16 protein-coding genes, 1 other RNA gene and 2 pseudogenes are annotated in these 18,500 nt (G+C 59.9%); 13 read left to right on the forward strand and 6 right to left on the reverse strand.

What is annotated here, in order from left to right; translation table 11 throughout:
* Positions 1–71: 71 nt before the first annotated feature.
* Both P6U16_RS19515 and P6U16_RS19520 read right to left on the reverse strand, forming a co-directional pair.
* The gene (locus P6U16_RS19515) at positions 72–743 is read right to left on the reverse strand and encodes a class I SAM-dependent methyltransferase (RefSeq protein WP_277701863.1); all 672 of its coding nucleotides are present in this window, start codon (positions 741–743) and stop codon (positions 72–74) included.
* A pseudogene (locus P6U16_RS19520) lies at positions 740–1,989 on the reverse strand (DUF3419 family protein). Before P6U16_RS19520 ends, P6U16_RS19515 begins: the two are co-directional and overlap by 4 nt.
* Before the next feature lie 146 nt (positions 1,990–2,135).
* On the opposite strand from P6U16_RS19520, the gene P6U16_RS19525 reads away from it, so the two are divergent.
* From P6U16_RS19525 to P6U16_RS19535, 3 genes are all read left to right on the forward strand, one after another.
* On the forward strand, positions 2,136–2,558 hold the full coding sequence (locus P6U16_RS19525; RefSeq protein WP_277701864.1) for a hypothetical protein: 423 nt from the start codon (positions 2,136–2,138) through the stop codon (positions 2,556–2,558).
* Entirely contained in the window at positions 2,479–3,711 is a 1,233-nt protein-coding gene (locus tag P6U16_RS19530) for a bifunctional diguanylate cyclase/phosphodiesterase (RefSeq protein ID WP_277701865.1), read from the forward strand. The genes P6U16_RS19525 and P6U16_RS19530 overlap by 80 nt, the downstream gene beginning before the upstream one ends.
* Before the next feature lie 125 nt (positions 3,712–3,836).
* Positions 3,837–5,204 carry a serine hydrolase gene (locus P6U16_RS19535; protein ID WP_277701866.1) on the forward strand — a complete coding sequence of 456 codons (1,368 nt, stop codon included), beginning with the start codon at positions 3,837–3,839 and terminating at the stop codon, positions 5,202–5,204.
* Between the two features lie 42 nt (positions 5,205–5,246).
* Here the strand turns inward: P6U16_RS19535 and P6U16_RS19540 are convergent, their stop codons facing one another.
* The 4 genes and pseudogenes from P6U16_RS19540 to P6U16_RS19555 all read right to left on the reverse strand — a co-directional run bounded on the left by P6U16_RS19540 (position 5,247) and on the right by P6U16_RS19555 (position 9,208).
* Positions 5,247–6,173 carry a transglycosylase SLT domain-containing protein gene (locus P6U16_RS19540; protein WP_277701867.1) on the reverse strand — a complete coding sequence of 309 codons (927 nt, stop codon included), beginning with the start codon at positions 6,171–6,173 and terminating at the stop codon, positions 5,247–5,249.
* Between the two features lie 116 nt (positions 6,174–6,289).
* Positions 6,290–6,925 (reverse strand): LysE family translocator, encoded by a 636-nt coding sequence (locus P6U16_RS19545; RefSeq protein ID WP_277701868.1) that lies wholly within the window; start codon positions 6,923–6,925, stop codon positions 6,290–6,292.
* 93 nt (positions 6,926–7,018) lie between these two features.
* Positions 7,019–8,231: pseudogene (locus P6U16_RS19550) on the reverse strand (pyrophosphate--fructose-6-phosphate 1-phosphotransferase).
* A gap of 101 nt (positions 8,232–8,332) precedes the next feature.
* Complete coding sequence (locus P6U16_RS19555) at positions 8,333–9,208, reverse strand: DMT family transporter (RefSeq protein ID WP_277701869.1); 876 nt, start codon at positions 9,206–9,208, stop codon at positions 8,333–8,335.
* Between the two features lie 434 nt (positions 9,209–9,642).
* Between P6U16_RS19555 and P6U16_RS19560 the strand changes: the two genes are divergently transcribed.
* The 10 genes from P6U16_RS19560 to P6U16_RS19605 all read left to right on the forward strand — a co-directional run bounded on the left by P6U16_RS19560 (position 9,643) and on the right by P6U16_RS19605 (position 18,464).
* The gene (locus P6U16_RS19560; protein WP_277701870.1) at positions 9,643–10,131 is read left to right on the forward strand and encodes a hypothetical protein; all 489 of its coding nucleotides are present in this window, start codon (positions 9,643–9,645) and stop codon (positions 10,129–10,131) included.
* Between the two features lie 247 nt (positions 10,132–10,378).
* Positions 10,379–11,086, forward strand: a complete 708-nt coding sequence (locus P6U16_RS19565; protein ID WP_277701871.1) for a DnaJ family molecular chaperone — start codon at positions 10,379–10,381, stop codon at positions 11,084–11,086.
* Complete coding sequence (locus P6U16_RS19570; protein WP_277701872.1) at positions 11,083–11,847, forward strand: N-acetylmuramoyl-L-alanine amidase; 765 nt, start codon at positions 11,083–11,085, stop codon at positions 11,845–11,847. Before P6U16_RS19565 ends, P6U16_RS19570 begins: the two co-directional genes overlap by 4 nt.
* Before the next feature lie 227 nt (positions 11,848–12,074).
* Positions 12,075–12,605: a lytic transglycosylase domain-containing protein gene (locus P6U16_RS19575; RefSeq protein ID WP_277701873.1), complete on the forward strand. Its 531-nt coding sequence runs from the start codon at positions 12,075–12,077 to the stop codon at positions 12,603–12,605.
* A gap of 136 nt (positions 12,606–12,741) precedes the next feature.
* Positions 12,742–13,932 carry an FAD-dependent oxidoreductase gene (locus P6U16_RS19580; RefSeq protein WP_277701874.1) on the forward strand — a complete coding sequence of 397 codons (1,191 nt, stop codon included), beginning with the start codon at positions 12,742–12,744 and terminating at the stop codon, positions 13,930–13,932.
* Between the two features lie 71 nt (positions 13,933–14,003).
* An RNA gene (rnpB, locus tag P6U16_RS19585) (RNase P RNA component class A) lies at positions 14,004–14,403 on the forward strand.
* 419 nt (positions 14,404–14,822) lie between these two features.
* Positions 14,823–15,263 (forward strand): division/cell wall cluster transcriptional repressor MraZ, encoded by a 441-nt coding sequence (gene mraZ, locus P6U16_RS19590; RefSeq protein ID WP_277701875.1) that lies wholly within the window; start codon positions 14,823–14,825, stop codon positions 15,261–15,263.
* Positions 15,264–15,277: 14 nt separating this feature from the next.
* Positions 15,278–16,333: a 16S rRNA (cytosine(1402)-N(4))-methyltransferase RsmH gene (gene rsmH / locus P6U16_RS19595; RefSeq protein ID WP_277701876.1), complete on the forward strand. Its 1,056-nt coding sequence runs from the start codon at positions 15,278–15,280 to the stop codon at positions 16,331–16,333.
* A complete protein-coding gene (locus P6U16_RS19600; RefSeq protein WP_277701877.1) occupies positions 16,306–16,689 on the forward strand; it encodes a hypothetical protein in 384 nt (127 codons plus the stop codon). The genes rsmH and P6U16_RS19600 overlap by 28 nt, the downstream gene beginning before the upstream one ends.
* Positions 16,689–18,464, forward strand: a complete 1,776-nt coding sequence (locus tag P6U16_RS19605; protein ID WP_277701878.1) for a penicillin-binding protein 2 — start codon at positions 16,689–16,691, stop codon at positions 18,462–18,464. The genes P6U16_RS19600 and P6U16_RS19605 overlap by 1 nt, the downstream gene beginning before the upstream one ends.
* Positions 18,465–18,500 lie beyond the last annotated feature (36 nt).

Here is an 18,500-nt window from a genome sequence, read left to right on the forward strand (position 1 = left end):
ACCCCCGGGAGGCGTGAACCTCCTTTTCACCATATCATCGTAAAAATTGCGTTAGTTTCAAGCAGGAATTGCTAATTCGGCGATATTCGCCGGTAAATCGCGATCCAGGCATAACCTCGGCCGATGGACGAAAGCTTGGCTTCAGCACCCGTTTCCCGCGCTTTTACTTGGATAACCTCGAAAAGCCTTGCACGCGGGCTGACATGGAAACGCCGAAGCCATCCCTGCAAAGCCCGATGAAAGCCCCGTGGCAGGCCTTCCTGCTGGCCGAAATCGGCGATGTGCAGCGAGCCGCCTGGGTTGAGTGCGGCGATAGCCGAATCGATTGCCTTCTCCCAATCGGGGATCATCGACAGCGCGTAGGAAATGACGATCCGATCAAAGCCCTTTTGTCCACACAGCTCCGGCGTGAAATCTGTGGCGTCGGCAACGCGCAGGACGGCCCGGCTCTCACCCTTGCCGGAAAGCTTGGCCTCCGCTGAGATCAGCATTTCCTCCGAGATGTCGAAGCCGAACAGCCGCGCATTGGGATAGCATTTGCGGATGAGCGCAAGGTTGCGCCCGGTGCCGCAGCCGACTTCGAGAACGCTGCCACCCTTCGGCACATCGAGTTCGCGGATCAGCGTGTCACGGCCAAAGAGGTAATATTTGCGCGTCAGGTCGTAGACGTGCCGCTGGTAGCGGTACATCCGGTCCATGCGCCGGGCGTGGCTGTTGTCGGTGATCGGGCTTGCAGAAATCATGCCGTCTTCCTGTAGATGTGGAAGCCGCCGTAGATCGCCGAGCGATCCTTCCGCCCAAGTTCGCTCGATTGATGAGCGTCGTAGCTCCACTGGTCGAGCAGGATCGGGGAAACGCGCCCTTCGAGAATGCTGGCCTCGGCTGCTGTGCGGAAGATGACCACGGCATCATCGGCAGCTGTGCGGGTAATCTCGCTCCAGAGATCGTTGAGCTGGCGGTCGTTCATCCAGTCTTGCGCATCGAGCAGCACATAGCGATCGACCGAGCCTGCCGTCTTGCGGGCCAGAAGCTCAGTAAAGCTTGCATGATGCACGTGGACGCGCTCCGCATTGGAGCGGATCGCTTCATGGCGGCCAGCCTGCAGATAGACCGGCAGGTCGCCTTCATGCGGGAGCGGGTAGCGGCGGGCGAAGGCCTGCCAGGCGAAATAGTTCTCCCGCAGGGGAAAATGACAGGTCAGCTTTTCCAGGCGCTGGCGCAAAACGCCGGCAAGCGATTTTTCAGCGCTCAGGCTCGCCAGTTCGTCGAATTGCTGCGGCGGGATACCGAGGCCAAACAGCGAGCTCTTGCGGCTGGTGATCCAGCGGATGAACGGCCGGTCGAACAGCGGCGCCAGGCGCTCGTCGAAGAACTGCCGTTGTTCGCGCATCGAGCGGGTCTTGGCGAAGTCTGCCGGATTGACCCCGTGCAGGCGTGCAAGAAGGTGACCCGCCGTGATGAAGCGGCCGAGCAGGCCGGTGCGGTAGATGTTCTTGCCGAAGACCGAAATACGACGGCGGCCGGTGGCGGTGCGCGCATTCCAGTAGGCGCGGGTCGCGGCGTCGAGCTTCGGCGCGATGAACAGGTCATAGGCCCGGACATTGGTGGCGGTATCGGGGCGGGCTAGAAAGCGCACGATGTCGGCATGGCCGGGCAGGTACCGGAATGCGGCAAGCTTCAAGCGGTTCAGCGCCACGTGATGCCGGTTGAGGTCCACGACATCGATCCGCTCGGGCCGGGCCGAGAGATAGGCGAGCATATTGCAGCCGCCGGATGCAATCGTGACGATGTGATGTTCGGGCTTGATCTGCATCGCGGCCATATCGACATCAGGGTCTTCCCAGATCTGCGGATAGACGAGGCCGGAAAAAGCAGTCCGAACAGCCGTTCCGAAAGACCCTCGGCGGTGAACGGCTTGTGCTGGATCAGCGCGGTTTTCAGTTTGGCGTTCTTTTTGCCGTAGGTGGCATTCGGTGCAAGATCGGTCATGTCAGCCTGTCGTCCGTTGCAAACTGGGACGCTTCTAGGAGGTGACCGCAACACTTTGATGACGGGCGATTTCTATGATTTCTCATCCATAAGAATTGATTAAGTTTGTCCATGTTAGGTAGAGGCTTCTTTCAGGGGCGGCTAACATGATGTTAAATGCATTTCTGCCGAAATCGGAGCAGCGGTATGCTGTTGCCGGTATGGCGTTCGGTGTTGTTTTTTCAGTAATCTGCTTATCGATTGATCGGTTTTTCGATAACAAGAACAGCCTCTTGGACGATGCACTGGTTGCGCCGACCTCTGCTGCCGTGCTGCTGATGCCGTTGGTCTGCGGCATGCTGTTTTATCAATGGGGCCGGTCGCGCAGCCGCCTTGTCTCCGAGCTACAATTGCGTCAGCGGACAGAAACCCAACTGATCATGGCCGTGCATCACGACCGGCTGACCGGGCTTTCCAACCGATTCTGCGCTGGAGCGAGACATCCGCTCTTTGTTGCCGCAGGACGGCACCGCAGGCGATCGTGGCGCGCTGTTGCTGCTCGATCTCGACCGCTTCAAGTTCGTCAATGATACGATGGGTCACGATGCCGGCGACCAGTTGCTTGTGGCGCTCGGGCAAAGACTGAAACATTCACTTTCAAGCACAGCCAGTGTCTACCGGCTGGGCGGTGACGAATTCGTCATACTGGTTGCCGGCTCGCCATCGCACGGCAAGGTCGAGGATATCTGTCTGACTGTTCTTTCGTTGTTCGCCGAGCCATTCCAGCTTTTCGAGGGACAATTCTGGACCGGTGGCAGTATCGGCGTCACCTTTATCGAGCCGGACGACCGGTCGATGTCAACAGTGCTGAAGCGTGCTGACCTTGCGCTGTACAAGGCCAAGGACGTGCCCGGCAACAGCCATCGATTTTATGAGCTGGAAATGGCCACGGAAGCCTGTGTCAAGAGCGAGATCGAACACGATCTGAGCCGGGCGCTGGAACAAGGGCAGTTCTATCTGGAATATCAGCCGATCGTCGGGATCGAGAGCCGGGCAATCCGCTCGTTCGAGGCGTTGATCCGATGGAACCACCCATCCAAGGGGATCATACAGCCCGATCTGTTTATCGCGGCGGCCGAAAAGACCGGCCTCATCCTGCCGATCGGCAACTGGGTCGTTAAAACCGCTTGTCTGGAGGCCGCCCGCTGGCCGGCGCCGACAGGCGTCGCCGTTAATGTCGCCGGTGATCAATTCAAGGACCGGGCGTTTGTCGGCTACATCAAGGCCTGTCTGGCAGAGGCCGGCCTGGCACCCGGACGATTGACGATCGAGGTGACGGAATCAATATTTTCCATTGATCCGCTGATCATCTGCGAGAGCCTTACCGAACTGCGTGCCCACGGCATCCGGATTGCGCTTGATGATTTCGGGATTGGATTTTCCTCGATCAACAATCTGCGGCGCTTTCCGCTCGATCAGCTGAAGGTCGACCGGTCGTTCACGCAGGCGATGCTTGGCAACCAGCGCGATGCAGATCTGGTCGATATCATCCTGAAACTCGGCACGACGTTCCAGGTCGCCACTACGATCGAAGGCATCGAAACCGAGGGTCAACTGGAGTTCGTACGGGCATTGGGGGCCTCGGAGGCCCAAGGCTTCCTGATTTCCCGTCCGGTGTCCGCGCGGGATGTAATGGGTATTCTGGCGCGGGAGACGGTACAGGCCGGATCGCTCTCGGCCTGACGTTTTGCACGCGCGGTAGGTCTGCGGCGTTTTGGAAGGCTGCTCTAAACAAATCGTGTCGTTACAAGCCCTTCCAAAAACGATGGAATCCTGTTTCTCTCAAGTCGCGAAGCAGGAGTTACTGAATGCGTAGAGTTCTGATCTGGCTGCTCGGCCTGGTGACCGCCGGCATAGCCGCGATCGTCGCATGGCTTGCCGTCGCGCCGCCCGAGCTTCTGCGCGTCGGTGACGGCTATGCCGCAAAGATCGTCTGTTCCAATGTCTTCATCGCCGGGCGGGATGCCGACGTCGTGCTGGCGCAGGATGTGCAGGCGCCGGGACATCCACTTTTGCGTTTCGTCCGCGTCAATGTCGATGAGGTCCGCAAGACGGTCACTGCCCGTATGTTCGGCTTTGCAGCGCCCGGTCACGCCGTCTACCGCGAGGGCCTTGGCTGCACGACACTGAGCGACGACAGGTTTGCGGCCTTTCCAGGCATACAGCGCGAACGGCGACGGCTCGCGCCGGCGGAAGACGCGATGTTCTGGCCCGAAGGTGCTGGCATCGTCAGGAATGCCGCAGTCCAGGCACTGATCGAGGATCCCGCGTTAACCGGTCCGGGAATGCGGGCAACCGTTGTCGTCAGGCGCGGGCGCATCATTGCCGAAACCTATGGTGAGGGCTTTTCACAGTGGACCCCGCTTCTCGGCTGGTCGATGACCAAGTCCGTGACGGCGGCGCTTGTCGGGCTGCGGATCAAGGACGGCCGCATGGCGCTCGATGCCACCGATCTTGTTGCGGAATGGCGCGATGACCCGCGCAGCGGGATCACGCTTGCCGACCTGCTCGGCATGCAGAGCGGTCTGGAATTCAACGAGGACTACGGCGCCGTCGCCGACGTGACGCGGATGCTCTATCTGGAGAGCGATATGGCCGGCTTTGTGGCCGACAAGCCGCTTGTCGCAAAGCCCGGCGAACGCTTCAGCTATTCCAGTGGTACATCAACGCTTCTGTCGCGCCTGTGGATGGACACGTTTTCCAGCCAGCGCACCGCCCTGACATTTCCGCGGGCCGCACTTTTCCGGCCCTTGGGCATGTCCAGTGCGGTTCTGGAGACCGATGCCCACGGAACCTTCGTCGGCTCCTCCTATATGTATGCGACGGCGCGCGACTGGGCCCGGTTCAGCCTGTTCCTGCTGCAGGGCGGACGCTGGAACGACGCCCAATTGCTGCCCGATGGCTTCGTGTCCTACATGGCAAAGCCGACCGCGGCGTCCGGTCGGCGCTACGGTTCAGGGCAGGTGTGGACGGAGGCGGGCAGGGCAGCTGTCGCGCAAGCAGACGGCGAGGTGGCTTTGCCGGACGACGCATTCTGGATGCAAGGCCATGACGGCCAGATGGCCTTGATAGTGCCGTCGCTTGAGTTAGCCGTGCTGCGCATGGGGCTCACCCCGTCGCGGCTCGGCTATGATGTGCGGCAACTGCAAGCCAAAATAATTGAGGCGGTCCGATGACGGCCTCTGAAATCGACTGATATCTGACCCGGCAGCGCCGCGTTAGCGCATGTCCAGCATGTCCAGCATGCCCTTGCGCTTGGCGTGGTAATAATAGCCGCTGGCATAGAGCTTGACCGCATTGTCGTTCTGGTTGTCTGCTACCATCCAGGCGCCACGCAGATATTTGGTCGCATACTTCAGGTTGGTTTCCGCATCGAACAGACCTTCCGCCGGGCCTTGATAACCAAGACCCTTGGCCGTGTTGTAGCGGATCTGCATCAGGCCGTAATTGCCCTTGCTGTAAGCTTTGGGATTGTACGTGCTTTCACGCTTGACGACGCGGTGGACGAGCGCTTCCGGAATGCCGTTGAGCTTGGCGTAAAAGCTGATGAGACGGTCGAGTTCCGGGCGGGAGCTTGTCAGCTTTTGCGTGACGCCGAAGGCTGCGGGCGTTGCAACAGCGCTGGCATAGGCAACGGCGCCGCTTTCCGGCTTCGGCATCGGTACGATCATGCGCTTGGCGACGAGCGTTTCAAGGCCAACCGGCTCGCCCGTATCGAAGTCTGAATCCATCGCCGCCATTGAAACCATGGTTGTCGACATCTGCGGTATACGTGCGGTCTTGGTTTCGACCATCGCATTGGCAGTGACCGGCAGGGCGGATGACGCAGTCGTTGCCGCCACTTCAGCATTCCCTGGCTGAAGCTGTACCGTTGCAACGCCGTTTGCAGTGTTTTCTGCGGGCTGCATCATCGCCGTTTCGGCAGCAAGAGCTGCGACGGTCGCGGTCGGTGTGCCATCCGGTGTCGGAAGGGCATAGGCGGTGAGTTCTGTTCCGGGCTTCGGCAGGGGCGTGACAGTCTGTGCGGCCATCAGTTGTTCCAGCGGTGTACGTTCGACGCTCGAGCAACCGGTGCCGAGCGCGGCCGCGATCAAAGCACACGCGGTAAGCGTATGTTTCGGATTGGAAAAACCGATTTTAGCCATGCTGTCGCTTTCGTGCTTTCAGGCCCCGCAGCCCCCGCAAATCAGCAGCGCGAAGCTGCCGGATGTGAAACTCCATTAACCTATTGGCCATTCGATCGCAAGCGCGTAGCGCCTTTTCAGGCACCGCTTCGGCGCAGGCCTGCTGTCAGCAGGCCCGCACCGATGAGCAGCGAGCCGCCGGTGCGGTTGACGATCGTCTGGATTTTCGGCTTGCGGATCGTCGTCCGGGCTGCCGATGCCATCAACGCATAGGCGGTCGCGTTCAGCGTCGCGAGCACCAGAAACGTCGTTTCGAAAATCAGCATCTGCGAAAACAGCGGGCGCGTCAGGTCGAGGAACTGCGGCAGGAAGGCCACGAAGAAGACGATGCTTTTCGGGTTCAGCGCCGTCACCACATAGGTGTGAAGAAAGATGTGTATCGGTCGTTCCGTCGGTGCCTCGCCCGCGTCCCGCGTCGTTGCATCCAGCACCGGAGCGCGCCAGAGCTTCACGCCAAGCCAGACGAGATAGGCCGCGCCAACCCATTTGAGCACGGTGAAGATCGCAGCGGACGTCGCGAGCAGGGCGCCAAGGCCGAGCATGGAGGCCGTCATGGCGGTAAAATCGCCCAGTGCAACCCCGGCAACGGTTGCCGCCGTGGTGCGGCGGCCATGGCCGAGCGCGTAGGAAATCACGAGAAGAATTGTCGGTCCTGGAATAGCCAGCATGATGGCCGATGCGGCGACAAAAGCCAGCCAGTGTTCAATTGACATAAAAACGGCTCCGTGTGCTCTGGTTTCCAAGGGAGGAAGCCATGGGTACGCGGAGCCGTCAAGATGTCGTTTAATGGAGCCTTAGGCCGACGATCAGTCGGCTGCCGACCATTTCTGGCCGATGACATCCATCATCTCGCCAAACCATTTGACAGACGTATCGAAATGCTTGCCCCCGCTGATGCGCGGGAATTCGATCGTGCGCAGCTTGCCGCCCTTGGCCTCGTCATGGCCGGTAACGCCGGAGACCTTGTTAAGCGCGCTTTCGACGGCAAGATCGACCATGCCCTGGATGAGGCGCAGGTCATCGGCATTGGCCGGCGCAGAGCGGGCATAATAGCCGGATTTCTGCACCATGGAGCGTTCGGCGCCGAGAAGAGCCGCAAACTGCTTGGTAAACCAGTTGCCGACATTGATCGTGTCGATCTTGACGTGGCCGAAGGCATCGCGCTTGACGCTTTCGCCGGCGGCTTCACGTTCGGCAACGATGGCATCAAGGCAGGCGCCTTCGCTGACGAACAGCGTGACGAAGCCGCTCTTGTCCATGACGCTGCGCAGACGTTCGGCTTCCTTTTGCAGGTCGAAACTGGTTTCCGGCAGGTAGAGCCCGTCGATGTTCTTCAGTCGCTCGTTCATCATGAAGCCATCGACGAACTCCTTGTCTTCGGTCATCTGGATGTAGGAGCGGGCGGTCGCAGCGGTCAGCCAGCCGCAATGGCGGCCCATGACCTCGTGCACGACGAGTGCGTGGCGCTGCGCTCTGCTCGTTGCTGACGTGATCGAAGAATTTTGCGCCATATTCGGCGGCCGTCCAGGCGCCGAGCGACTGGCGGATCGGGACGACATCGTTGTCGACGGTCTTCGGCAGGCCGACAACGGTGAGGTCATAGCCATTGGCGCCGAGATAGGCGGCAAGATCGGCTGCGGTCGTGTTGGTATCGTCGCCGCCGATCGTGTGCAGGATGGTGATGCCGTCCGACGCGAGCCGCTCGGCCGCCACCCGCAGCGGGTTTTCGCCTTCTTTGACGAGGCCGCGCTTGACGCAATCTGCAGCATTCGTCAGCTTGACGCGGCTGTTGCCGATCGGCGATCCGCCGTGGCGATGCAGCACGTGGGCCTTCTCGCGCATCTCCGGGGTGATCGGAATACGGTCGGCCAGCAAGAGGCCCTGATAGCCGGATCGATAGGCGACCAGCTCGATTTCCGGCGCAATGTCCGTATAGCGTTCGATCAGCCCGCCAACCGCGGAAGAAAGGCAGGGCGCGAGCCCGCCTGCGGTCAGCATTGCGACTTTCTGTTTGGCCATGGTTCCTCCTCAGGGGTTATCGCCAGAATAGAGCGAGGCCTCTCTAGCGCAAGTCCCATGGAAGTTAAATGACAGAGCGGCACAGGATCAAAAGAACTGTGTCAGGCGATCCGCGCCTTGCGTCCGAGCCAGACGATCAGCGCGACGGCGGCGGCAAAGGCGATCGTCGTGGCATCGACGATCTCTCCGAGCAGAACGGCCGAAACAGCGAGTGTGACGAAGGTTTGCAGAAGCTGGACCTGCGCCACTCTGCCGATCCCGCCGAGCGCCAGGCCGGCGTTCCAGAACATGAAGCCACCGAACATGGACATCAGTCCGAGATAGGCGAAGGCGCCAAGTTCGGCGGCATTCGGTGCATAAATACCGCTTCTGGCAACGAGCGCGGTCGCAACGAGCGACAAGGGGGCCGTCACGATGAGGGCCCAGGAAATCGCTTCCCAGCCGGAGACGTCGCGGGAAATCCTGGCCAGCAGCACGTAACCGAGGGACGCGGAGACGGCGGCGACGAAAAGCCAGACATCGCCCATCTCCAGATGGAAGCCGTTGCCCCTGACTGCGAAATAGACCACCAGCGCTGCGCCGGCGATGCCATAGGCCCAGAAGGCCGGGCCGGGCCGCTCGCCATCGACAAGGGCCGCGAAGATCGAGGTCAAAAGCGGCAGGAGACCAAGCACGACGCCGCCGTGACTGGCGGGGATCGTCTGCATTGCGACCGAGGAAAAGATCGGAAAGCCATATACGACACAGATGCCGGCGCCGACCAGCATAAGACCCTGGCCCTTCGGCCAGCGTCTGCGCAATGCGATCAGCAGGATGGCGGCCGCGGCCGAGGCAAGGACGGCGCGGCCGAAGGTGATGAACAAGGGCGAGAATCCGCCGAGCGCGATATGCGTCATCGGCAAGGTTGCCCCGAAGATCGTGACGCCGATGAGGCCGAGAATCATGCCCATGGCCTGGGTGTGGCTGGTCGTCGTCATGCAGGTTCCGATTCATACGAGGCCCGCAACCTCTGCCGCTCGGTCGCATCCAAGTCAAATTCATATGGGTGATCGAGAAATCACGTGCTGGAATGAATAATGGCCTGTTGCCGCTCGTTCTATGGTCGACCGTGGCTGTTGCATCGACCCTGGATAGCCGGATTTTTATATTGCGGAGGCGAGAAAAAATATCTCTTTACGATGAAAAATGAATGTGCTTAAAATCTAATCAAAGAAGATAAGTTCATTTTTTAACTGGTGACGTCATTTTTTACTTATAGTATCTGGGGAGAGATCAGATGAGTGTTAAAGTTTTAACCGGCAAGTTCCGGAATGTTGCCTTGCGTCTTGTTGTATCTGCTTCTATTTCTGCAGTTTCGGTTGTGACGCCGGCGTCCGCTATACCCATCATGCCGGCCGCGGGTCTTTCTGACATGGATACGCTGCTTCAGCACATCAGTGAGGAGACGAGCGTTTCCAAAAAGGCGACGGATGCCATCGTCGCGGATATCCGCAGTATTGTTGCGGAGTGCGGGCGCTACGATCCCGTGTACCGGGTGGATTGCCTGGCGCAGGGCCTGAAAGAGGTTTCCCGCCGCATGCCGGCCGGGCAATACCTGGGGGCCCGCATGATCATTTCCAAGGCCGCCGGCAAGCTCTCCTCGCTCGCGCGTGCCAATGCCGATTCGGCACAGCCGAAACTGGATTCCCCGAGCGGGACCAATCCGCGGCTGAAGGGCAAGAAGCGCTATACTGCAATCAAGAAGGAAGCGCTGGCAAAGGTCATGAAGGAGGCGCAGGCGATCATCCAGGAAGCCGAGACCCAGTTGCTGCGCTCGGCGGAAAATTCGGCCAAGCGTCAGGCGCATTATCAGCAGATTGCTACTGCCATCAGTTCGACCAAGGTCCTGCTGCGGTCCTGATCTGTTCATTTAGGCAAAACCGGACGCTGGCAACCCAGCGTCCGGTTTTGTTGCGTCAGGATATTGCGCGATACGCAATGTCCCTGCCGGCTTGACCGCCATCAGAATATTGTGCATCAACATAGTGAGGGCCATCACAATTTCGTCATGACGGCCTCTGCAGGGCCCTCGCGGCTGGTGCGCGGCTTGCAATGTCCGGCCACATCTGGTCATGCTGCAGCGTAGCAACACACGAAAGAACGTGCCTATGTCTTTCTGGGAGAGTATCCTCGGAATCATCAATGCGACCGGCAACGCCCTTGCGGGGGTGGTGGAAGCCGTGCGCACCCTGTTCGAGGGCGACCCGGAGACACGACGCAAGGTTGCCTTTTCGGTCGCGATGATTGCGCTCTCGGCGAAGATGGCGAAGGCAGACGGGATCGTGACCGAGGCCGAGGTGTCGGCGTTTCGCGATATCTTCAAGTTTCCCGACGATCAGGCGCACAATGTTGCGCGCCTCTATAATCTTGCCCGTCAGGACGTGGCCGGTTACGAGGCCTATGCCGAGAAGATGGCAGCGCTTTGTGTTTCCTGCGAACGCGATTGCCCGATCCTCGAGGACATCATCGACGGCCTGTTCCATATCGCCAAGGCCGACGGCGCCATTCATGACAAGGAACTGGCCTATCTGATGCGCGTCGCGGAAATCTTCCGCATGGACGAGGTTCATTTCCAGCAGATCATGGCCCGCCATGTCCACGCCAGCGGAGTGGATCCCTACAAGATCCTCGGCGTTTCGCCGAAGGATGATTTTTCGACGATCCGCAAGCAGTACCGGGTTCTGGTCTCTGAAAACCATCCGGATCGCCTGGTTGCCCGCGGTGTGCCGGAAGAATTTCACGCCATCGCCAATGATCGCATGGCCGCGCTCAACGCCGCCTATGAAGCGATCGAGAAAGAACGCCGCGCTGCATGATGCTGTTCGACTGCGACTATGCCGCGGCGCGTTGCGTGCCATCGCCCAATCATGGCGAGCGGGCAGGCGGGCGAAACCCGGACATCATCATCCTGCATTACACCGGCATGGAAACGGCCGACGCGGCCCTTGATTGGCTTTGTCGAGAGGAGAGCCAGGTCTCCTGCCACTACTTCGTCCATGAGGACGGGCGCATCGACCAGCTTGTTTCCGAAAGCCGCCGCGCCTGGCATGCCGGGCGCAGCAGCTGGAAGGGCGAGACGGACATCAATTCCGCCTCCATCGGCGTCGAGATCGCCAATGCCGGTCACCCAGGCGGGCTCCCCGATTTCCCGAATGCACAGATCGAAGCAGTCATTGAACTGTGTCGGGATTGCGGCAAACGCTGGTCTGTCGCCCCCGAAAGGGTGCTTGCCCATAGCGATGTTGCCCCTATTCGCAAGGTCGATCCGGGTGAAAAATTCCCTTGGAAACGTTTGCACGAACACGGCGTCGGGCACTGGGTTAATCCGACCGCGATCAGCGGTGGTCGATTCTTCCAGCGCGGTGACGAGGGGCAACCGGTGGCGGCTCTTCAGTCGATGCTCTCGCTCTATGGCTATAGCACTGAAATAAGTGGCGTTTTCAGCGAAAAGACCGAGGGCGACGTGGCTGCTTTCCAGCGGCATTTTCGACCCGCCCGGGTGGACGGCATCGCGGATATGTCGACCATCGACACGCTGCATCGCCTGCTTTCGGCGCTGTCGTCATTCAGTGCCTGACCGCTCTTGAAACCTTGTCCTGAACGGCTGCCTCTCTTCCCCAAAAACGAAAAAATGCTGCGCTGCCACATGATGACCATGTTACGCGGGTCTTTTGCCGCCGTACAGAACCGCGGGGGAAACGAGCCGAAAGGGCCTTCTTCTGCCAGTGAAAAGATCGGGATGCAGACGGCAAGGGCGGGGTGCGCCCTGGCTGCGCTACCCTGAAAGCGGAGACTTCAAGCTAAATGAGAATATCGTCAGTTGCTGCTGCGGCGGCATGCTTCTGCATGTTTTTCGCCGGGGTGGAATCGTCGTTTGCCGGGGGCATCGATAGAACCATCAAGACATCATCCATTCCCCAGGTGACTCGAACCACGGGCTATGCCAAGCCGGATCAAGTGCTGCCGACGTCGCAATATTCGCCGTTTATCGTCGCCTATGCCAAGGAATATGGCGTTCCCGTCGATCTTGCTCACGCGGTCGTCAAGGTGGAAAGCAATTTCAATCCGCGTGCCCGCGGCAGTGCCGGCGAAGTCGGTCTGATGCAGATCAAGCCGGCCACGGCGCGTATGATGGGCTATTCCGGCTCGAAGAAGGGTCTGTTCGATCCGGAAACCAACATCAAGTTCGGCATGAAATATCTTGCTGTCGCCCACCAGCTTTCGGGTGGTGCGACCTGCGGAACCATTTTGCGCTACAATGCGGGCCATGGGGCAAAGCGCATGAACCCGGTGTCGCGCCGTTATTGCGGCAAGGTGCAAAGCATCCTCAACTGAGTGCCTTGATCGGCGGACAATGATACGGCCGGATGTGTTTTGCGTTCCGGCCGTCCTCCGTTTCCGGGCGTCGGGACGGCTGGCAAAATGTCTTTCTCATGCTATTCGTCCACTGTAATTCAGATGGATGGGTGGAATGGCTGAAACCTTTGATTTCGTTGTCGTCGGCAAGGGCATGATGGGAGCTGCGGCAGCGCGCTACCTGGCGCTTTCCGGTGCGCGCGTCGCTCTTGTCGGGCCGGACGAACCGGCGGATCGCACCACCCATGACGGCGTTTTCGCCAGCCACTACGACAATGGCCGTATCACGCGGACAATCGACATAAATCGCGACTGGGCGCTTCTCGCCCGCCGCTCGATAGACCGCTATGCGCAGATCGAAGCCACGAGCGGCATCACCTTCTACAGCGAAGCGGGGTGCCTGATCGCAGCACCCGCACCCGGCCATGCCTATGACTACCTCGAGCAGGTCATGCATGCCCGCGACACGCTCGGTGTCGATGCGCCTTTCCTGACCGCCGCGGAAATGAAAACGCGGTTTCCGTGGTTCGAATTCCCGGCAGGTTTCGGCGGCGTCTTCGAAGCCCACGGTGCCGGCCACATCAACCCGCGAGCGCTGGTTGCGGCGCAAACGCGGATCGCGGCTCAAAACGGCGCAACGGTCATCTCCAGCGAAGTCGCGTCTGTAACGGAGCATGCCGGACACGTCTCTGTCACCACGGTCGAAGGTCTGGTTTTAACCGCCGGGCGCGTGCTTGTCGCTGCCGGCGGATTTTCGATCGCCGCATCGCTCCTGCCGCGACCGCTGGATCTGGTGGTCAAGGCAAGGACAGTGCTGTTTGCCGAAATCGACGATGCGCAACGGGCGGACTATGCGGCCATGCCGTCGCTGATCGGCTCCTCGTCGACGCAGGAGGAAAGCTATTATCTCCTTCCGCCCGTGCTTTATCCCGATGGCAAATTCTATCTCAAGATCGGCGGCGATCCGAGCGATCTCGTGTTGGACACCGAGGCGGATATCCGCGCCTGGTTTCGCCGCGGTGAAAATCCTGATGCGGCCGATCACCTGCTTGCCGTATTGCGCCGGGTCATTCCCCGAATTGAGCCGACCTGTATTCACTCCGCCCCTTGCGTCACCACTTTTACGCGGCACGGATACCCCTATATCGGTTTCGTCGGCGAAGGTCGCATCGCGGCGCTCACCGGCGGCAATGGTGCTGCTGCCAAAAGCTCCGATGAAATCGGCCGCCTGGGTGCGTCTCTGCTTCTCGACGGCGCGCTCGATGCGCCGGAATATGCGACCGACTTTGCCGTCTGCACCCGCTGAAATGCGTCTCGGCCGGTTTTGCGGGCGATTGCCTCTGGCAATTGCGCCGACCCTCGTTTATGCACCGCTTGCCAGTTGGCCGGGCAGCCGCGCTCCGCTAGGGCCGAAAGGCTGCGGGGGAGGAAAGTCCGGGCTCCATGAAAACACGGTGCCGGATAACGTCCGGCGGGGGCGACCCTAGGGAAAGTGCCACAGAAAGCAAACCGCCTGTCCTTGCGACAGGTCAGGGTGAAAGGGTGGGGTAAGAGCCCACCGCACGCATGGCAACATGGGTGGCAGGGCAAACCCCACCGGGAGCAAAACCGAATAGGGACGACGCGGATCGCGCAAGCGCTCCGGCCGGTTTTCAGGCCAGTCGTCCGGGTGGGTTGCACGAGGTTGCGCGTAAGCGCCGCCCCAGATGAATGGCTGCCACGTTCCGGTCTCAAAGCCGGAGCCATACAGAACCCGGCTTACAGGCCAACTGGCAATTTCTCTTTTTCCGATAGTTCGGGACGGCCTTTTTGCAGGGGCTGTATCCCGTTGAATAGCCGTTTGTTTTAGAGGTTAGTGATGTTTGATGTCGCTTTTTCCGGTCTCTCTTTTTCCTTTGATTCCAAAGTCTTGCGCTCTGTTCGGTAACCATTTGTTAAACTTAACAGACTATCAATATTTGATCATGCCGCATGCCGAAAACCAGCATTTCCCATTGACGCCCATATGGTCCCATGCTATCCCAATCATGCACTGCACAAGAGCCTTTTAAGGCCCGTTCATCGCTAAAATCCGGTCGCCCGCAGGCGGGTCCTGGTATCGGGCATTTCGCCCGACGGTGGAGTTCTGTGCTTTTTTTGATGGCGTGAGCAGGCCCGTGCCGGTGCCCTGTTCATCGGAATCGGCTGTATCGCGTTATGAACCGCTTCCTTTCACATGCGACAAACCGGATCGATGCAAAGGGGCGGGTTTCCGTTCCCTCGATGTTTCGTGCTGTCTTGTCGTCTCTGGATATACGGGAGCTTTATTGCTTTCAGGATTTTGTCTTTCCGGCTATCAGCGCCGGCGGTCCGGATTTGCTGGATCGGTTCGAAAGGCAGATTGCCAGCGAGGATCCGTTCTCGCCGCAGGCCAATCAGATGTCGCTCCTGGTTCATGGGGGCGGGGTCTTCATGAAGCTCGACCAGGAGGGGCGGTTGATGATCTCGGATTTCATCCGGGACTTCACCGGCATCACCACGGACGTGACGTTCGTCGGTCGGGCGGATCACTTTCAGTTATGGGCACCGCAGGCATTCACGGAATTGCAGGCGGCGGCTCGCGAGGGGCAAAGATTGCGAGGTCTGCGCCCGACCTAGAATGGAGAATCGGAATGGTGACGGATCAAGGCGGAGGTTTTTCTGATGCCGATGGCGGACCGGTCCGTCACATTCCGGTTCTTCTCCAGGAGGTTCTTGAGAGCCTCGAGCCCGGTCCGGGCAAGATCATTCTCGATGGTACGTTCGGTGCAGGCGGTTACAGTTCGGCCCTGCTGGATGCCGGCGCCGACGTGATCGCGCTTGATCGCGATCCCGCCGCCATTGCGGCCGGTCAGGCCATGGTTGCGGCGCGCAGTGGTCATCTGACGCTGATCCATTCTCAGTTTTCCGATCTGGCAAGTCACGTGCCCGAAGGCGGGCTGGACGGCGTTGTCCTCGATATCGGGGTGTCCTCGATGCAGATCGACGAAGCCGATCGCGGCTTCTCGTTCCAGCGCAAGGGGCCGCTCGACATGCGTATGTCATCCCACGGCGTTTCGGCGGCCGACGTCGTCAATCGGGCCAAGGTCTCGGATCTGACGCGGATTTTCGGCTTTCTTGGCGAGGAGCCGCAGTCCGGGCGCATCGCCCGCGCCATCGAGAAGCGTCGGCTGGAAGAGCCCTTCGTCACGACACGTGATCTTGCAGGCCTGATCGAAGTCGTCACGCCGCGCAAGATGAAGGACAAGATTCATCCGGCGACCCGTGTCTTCCAGGCACTGCGTATTTTCGTCAATGACGAACTCGGCGAACTCGCAAAGGCGCTGTTTGCCGCCGAGCGTGCCCTGAAGCCCGGCGGGCGGCTGACGGTTGTGACGTTTCACTCACTGGAAGATCGGATCGTCAAGAAATTCTTCCAGGATCGTTCGGGAAAGGCCTCGGGCTCGCGTCACATGCCGCTGGCCCATGAGCGGGCCGCAACCTTCGCACCAGTTGGTAAGTCTATGGTAACGGCCAGTGAAGAAGAAGCGGACCGCAATCCCCGCGCCCGGTCCGCCAAGATGCGTGTCGGAGCGCGCACCGGGGTGCCGCCAGAGGCAGATGATCTGTCGATCTTTGATTTGCCGAACCTTGCGAGCCTTGGAAAGATGGGGGCTGAAATATGCTGCGTAGCTTTGACATCGTTCTGATCGTCGTGATGACGGCGGCCGCCACGGTCACCTACACGATCAAGCATCGGGCAGAAAACAAGCTTGAGGACGTGCGCAAGCTCGACGCGGAAATCCGTCTCGAGGAAGATACGATCGACCTTCTGCGTGCCGACTGGGCGCTGCTGACGCAGCCGAACCGTCTGGAACGGCTTGTCGAGGCCTACGACAAGGATCTGCAACTCGTGCCGACGCTGTCGACGCAACTGGCGCAACCTGAAGAGCTGCCGATGCTCAAGGCCGATGTTCCCGTTCCGGAAGAGGTTGCGGGCGCCGACAAGAAAAAGAAAACCGCTCCGGCAACGGATGACATGGCAACGGGTTCGGTGGCGCGCTGATGTCTTTTCTCTCTCGCATCATGGTCATCAAGAGCCGCGCGCATTTTTCCGCCGGCGGCAACAATCATCCCGGCGGCAATGTCAGGGGCGTATCGTTCGAGGGAACGCGCAAGAAAAGCAGCAATCAGGCAAGAAGCCGCGTCGGCATCATCATCGCCGGCTTCACGGTCGCCTATTGCATCATTGGCGGGCGACTGGTGCAGTATGGGCTTGAACTGCCCGAAGCCGTTTCCAGCATCGGACGCGCCGACAATCTGATGGCGTCGCGCCCGGATATTCTCGACCGCAACGGCGAAATCCTGGCCACCGACATCCGCACCGTGTCGCTGTATGCCGAGCCGCACAAGATCGTCGATGCCGACGAAGCGGTTGAGCAGCTCTCGACCGTCTTGCCCAATCTCAATCATTCGGAAATCTACAACAAGCTGCGCTCGAAATCGCGCTTCCAGTGGCTTCGCCGGCAATTGACGCCGAAGCAGCAGAGCCAGATCCTGGCTTTGGGCATTCCCGGTATCGGCTTTCGCCCGGAGAAACGCCGCTTCTATCCAGGCGGCGCGACCGCTTCGCATATTCTTGGCCATGTGAACATCGACAATCGCGGCATTGCCGGCATGGAGCGCTATATCGACAGCCAGGGGCTTGCCGATCTGGCCGCGACCGGCATGACCAGCGATGCGAGGCTGGAGCCGGTCAAGCTTTCCATCGATCTGCGTGTGCAGAACATCGTTCACGATGTAGTCGTCAATGCGATGGTCGACTACAAGGCTCAGGCCGCGGGCGCGGTCATCCTTGATGCCTACACCGGCGAGGTGCTCGCCATGGCATCAGCGCCTGACTACGACCCCAACCAGCCGTCCCGGACGCTTGCCGATGGAACCATCGATAAGAAATACGAGGAAGGCTGGTTCAGCCGGATGAGCAACGGCACGTTCGAGATGGGTTCGACCTTCAAAAGCTTCACGCTCGCCATGGGCCTCGATTCCGGCAAGATGACGCTGAAGGACAGTTTTGACGCGCGCAATCCGATCCGGATGGGTGGCTTTACGATCAAGGACTTCCACGGAAAACACCGCATCCTGACGGTGCCGGAAATCTTCCAGTATTCGTCGAATATCGGGACGGCCAAGGTCGCCGATCTGGTCGGCGTCGACGGCCACAAGGAATTTCTGACAAGGCTCGGTCTGCTCACCAAGATGCAGACCGAATTGCCGGAGGTGGCGACGCCGTCGCAGCCACGCACCTGGAAGAAGATCAATTCCGTGACCATCTCGTTCGGCCACGGCGTCTCGACGACACCGTTGCAGACGGCGGTTGCCGGTGCGGCGCTGATGAATGGCGGCTACCTGCTGGAGCCGACATTTCTGCCGCGCACGGAGGAGCAGGCGGCTCCCTTCCGTCATAAGGTGATCAAGGACACCACCAGCGCCGACATGCGCTATCTTTTCAACTGGAACGGCATCGCCGGCTCCGGCAAGAATGCGCAGGTTGCGGGCTTCAACGTCGGCGGCAAGACCGGCACGGCCGACAAGGTCATCAATGGTCGTTATTCCAACGATTTGAACTTCAATTCGTTCATCGCCGGTTTCCCGATGGACAATCCGCGCTACATCGTGCTGACCGTGATCGACGCCCCGTTGACGGGCGAAAGCGGCGGCCGCATTGCCGGCTACACCGCGGCGCCGATGGTACAGAAGATCATCGCCCGCACAGCGCCGCTCCTGGGCATAAAGCCGAAGTTCGGACCCGATGGCTCTGCCTTGCTTGTGTCTTATTGACCATAGAAGGACAATCGGGACGATTCGCCGTCCGGC

Source organism: Rhizobium sp. 32-5/1, assembly GCF_029537235.1.
GTDB lineage: Bacteria > Pseudomonadota > Alphaproteobacteria > Rhizobiales > Rhizobiaceae > Pararhizobium.

Coding starts and splice junctions, on each gene's coding strand:
- P6U16_RS19515 (WP_277701863.1), bottom strand. CDS start 743: ATGATTTCTGCAAGCCCGATCACCGACAACAGCCACGCCCGGCGCATG.
- P6U16_RS19525 (WP_277701864.1), top strand. CDS start 2,136: ATGATGTTAAATGCATTTCTGCCGAAATCGGAGCAGCGGTATGCTGTT.
- P6U16_RS19535 (WP_277701866.1), top strand. CDS start 3,837: ATGCGTAGAGTTCTGATCTGGCTGCTCGGCCTGGTGACCGCCGGCATA.
- P6U16_RS19540 (WP_277701867.1), bottom strand. CDS start 6,173: ATGGCTAAAATCGGTTTTTCCAATCCGAAACATACGCTTACCGCGTGT.
- P6U16_RS19545 (WP_277701868.1), bottom strand. CDS start 6,925: ATGTCAATTGAACACTGGCTGGCTTTTGTCGCCGCATCGGCCATCATG.
- P6U16_RS19555 (WP_277701869.1), bottom strand. CDS start 9,208: ATGACGACGACCAGCCACACCCAGGCCATGGGCATGATTCTCGGCCTC.
- P6U16_RS19560 (WP_277701870.1), top strand. CDS start 9,643: ATGGATACGCTGCTTCAGCACATCAGTGAGGAGACGAGCGTTTCCAAA.
- P6U16_RS19565 (WP_277701871.1), top strand. CDS start 10,379: ATGTCTTTCTGGGAGAGTATCCTCGGAATCATCAATGCGACCGGCAAC.
- P6U16_RS19570 (WP_277701872.1), top strand. CDS start 11,083: ATGATGCTGTTCGACTGCGACTATGCCGCGGCGCGTTGCGTGCCATCG.
- P6U16_RS19575 (WP_277701873.1), top strand. CDS start 12,075: ATGAGAATATCGTCAGTTGCTGCTGCGGCGGCATGCTTCTGCATGTTT.
- P6U16_RS19580 (WP_277701874.1), top strand. CDS start 12,742: ATGGCTGAAACCTTTGATTTCGTTGTCGTCGGCAAGGGCATGATGGGA.
- mraZ (WP_277701875.1), top strand. CDS start 14,823: ATGAACCGCTTCCTTTCACATGCGACAAACCGGATCGATGCAAAGGGG.
- rsmH (WP_277701876.1), top strand. CDS start 15,278: ATGGTGACGGATCAAGGCGGAGGTTTTTCTGATGCCGATGGCGGACCG.
- P6U16_RS19600 (WP_277701877.1), top strand. CDS start 16,306: ATGCTGCGTAGCTTTGACATCGTTCTGATCGTCGTGATGACGGCGGCC.
- P6U16_RS19605 (WP_277701878.1), top strand. CDS start 16,689: ATGTCTTTTCTCTCTCGCATCATGGTCATCAAGAGCCGCGCGCATTTT.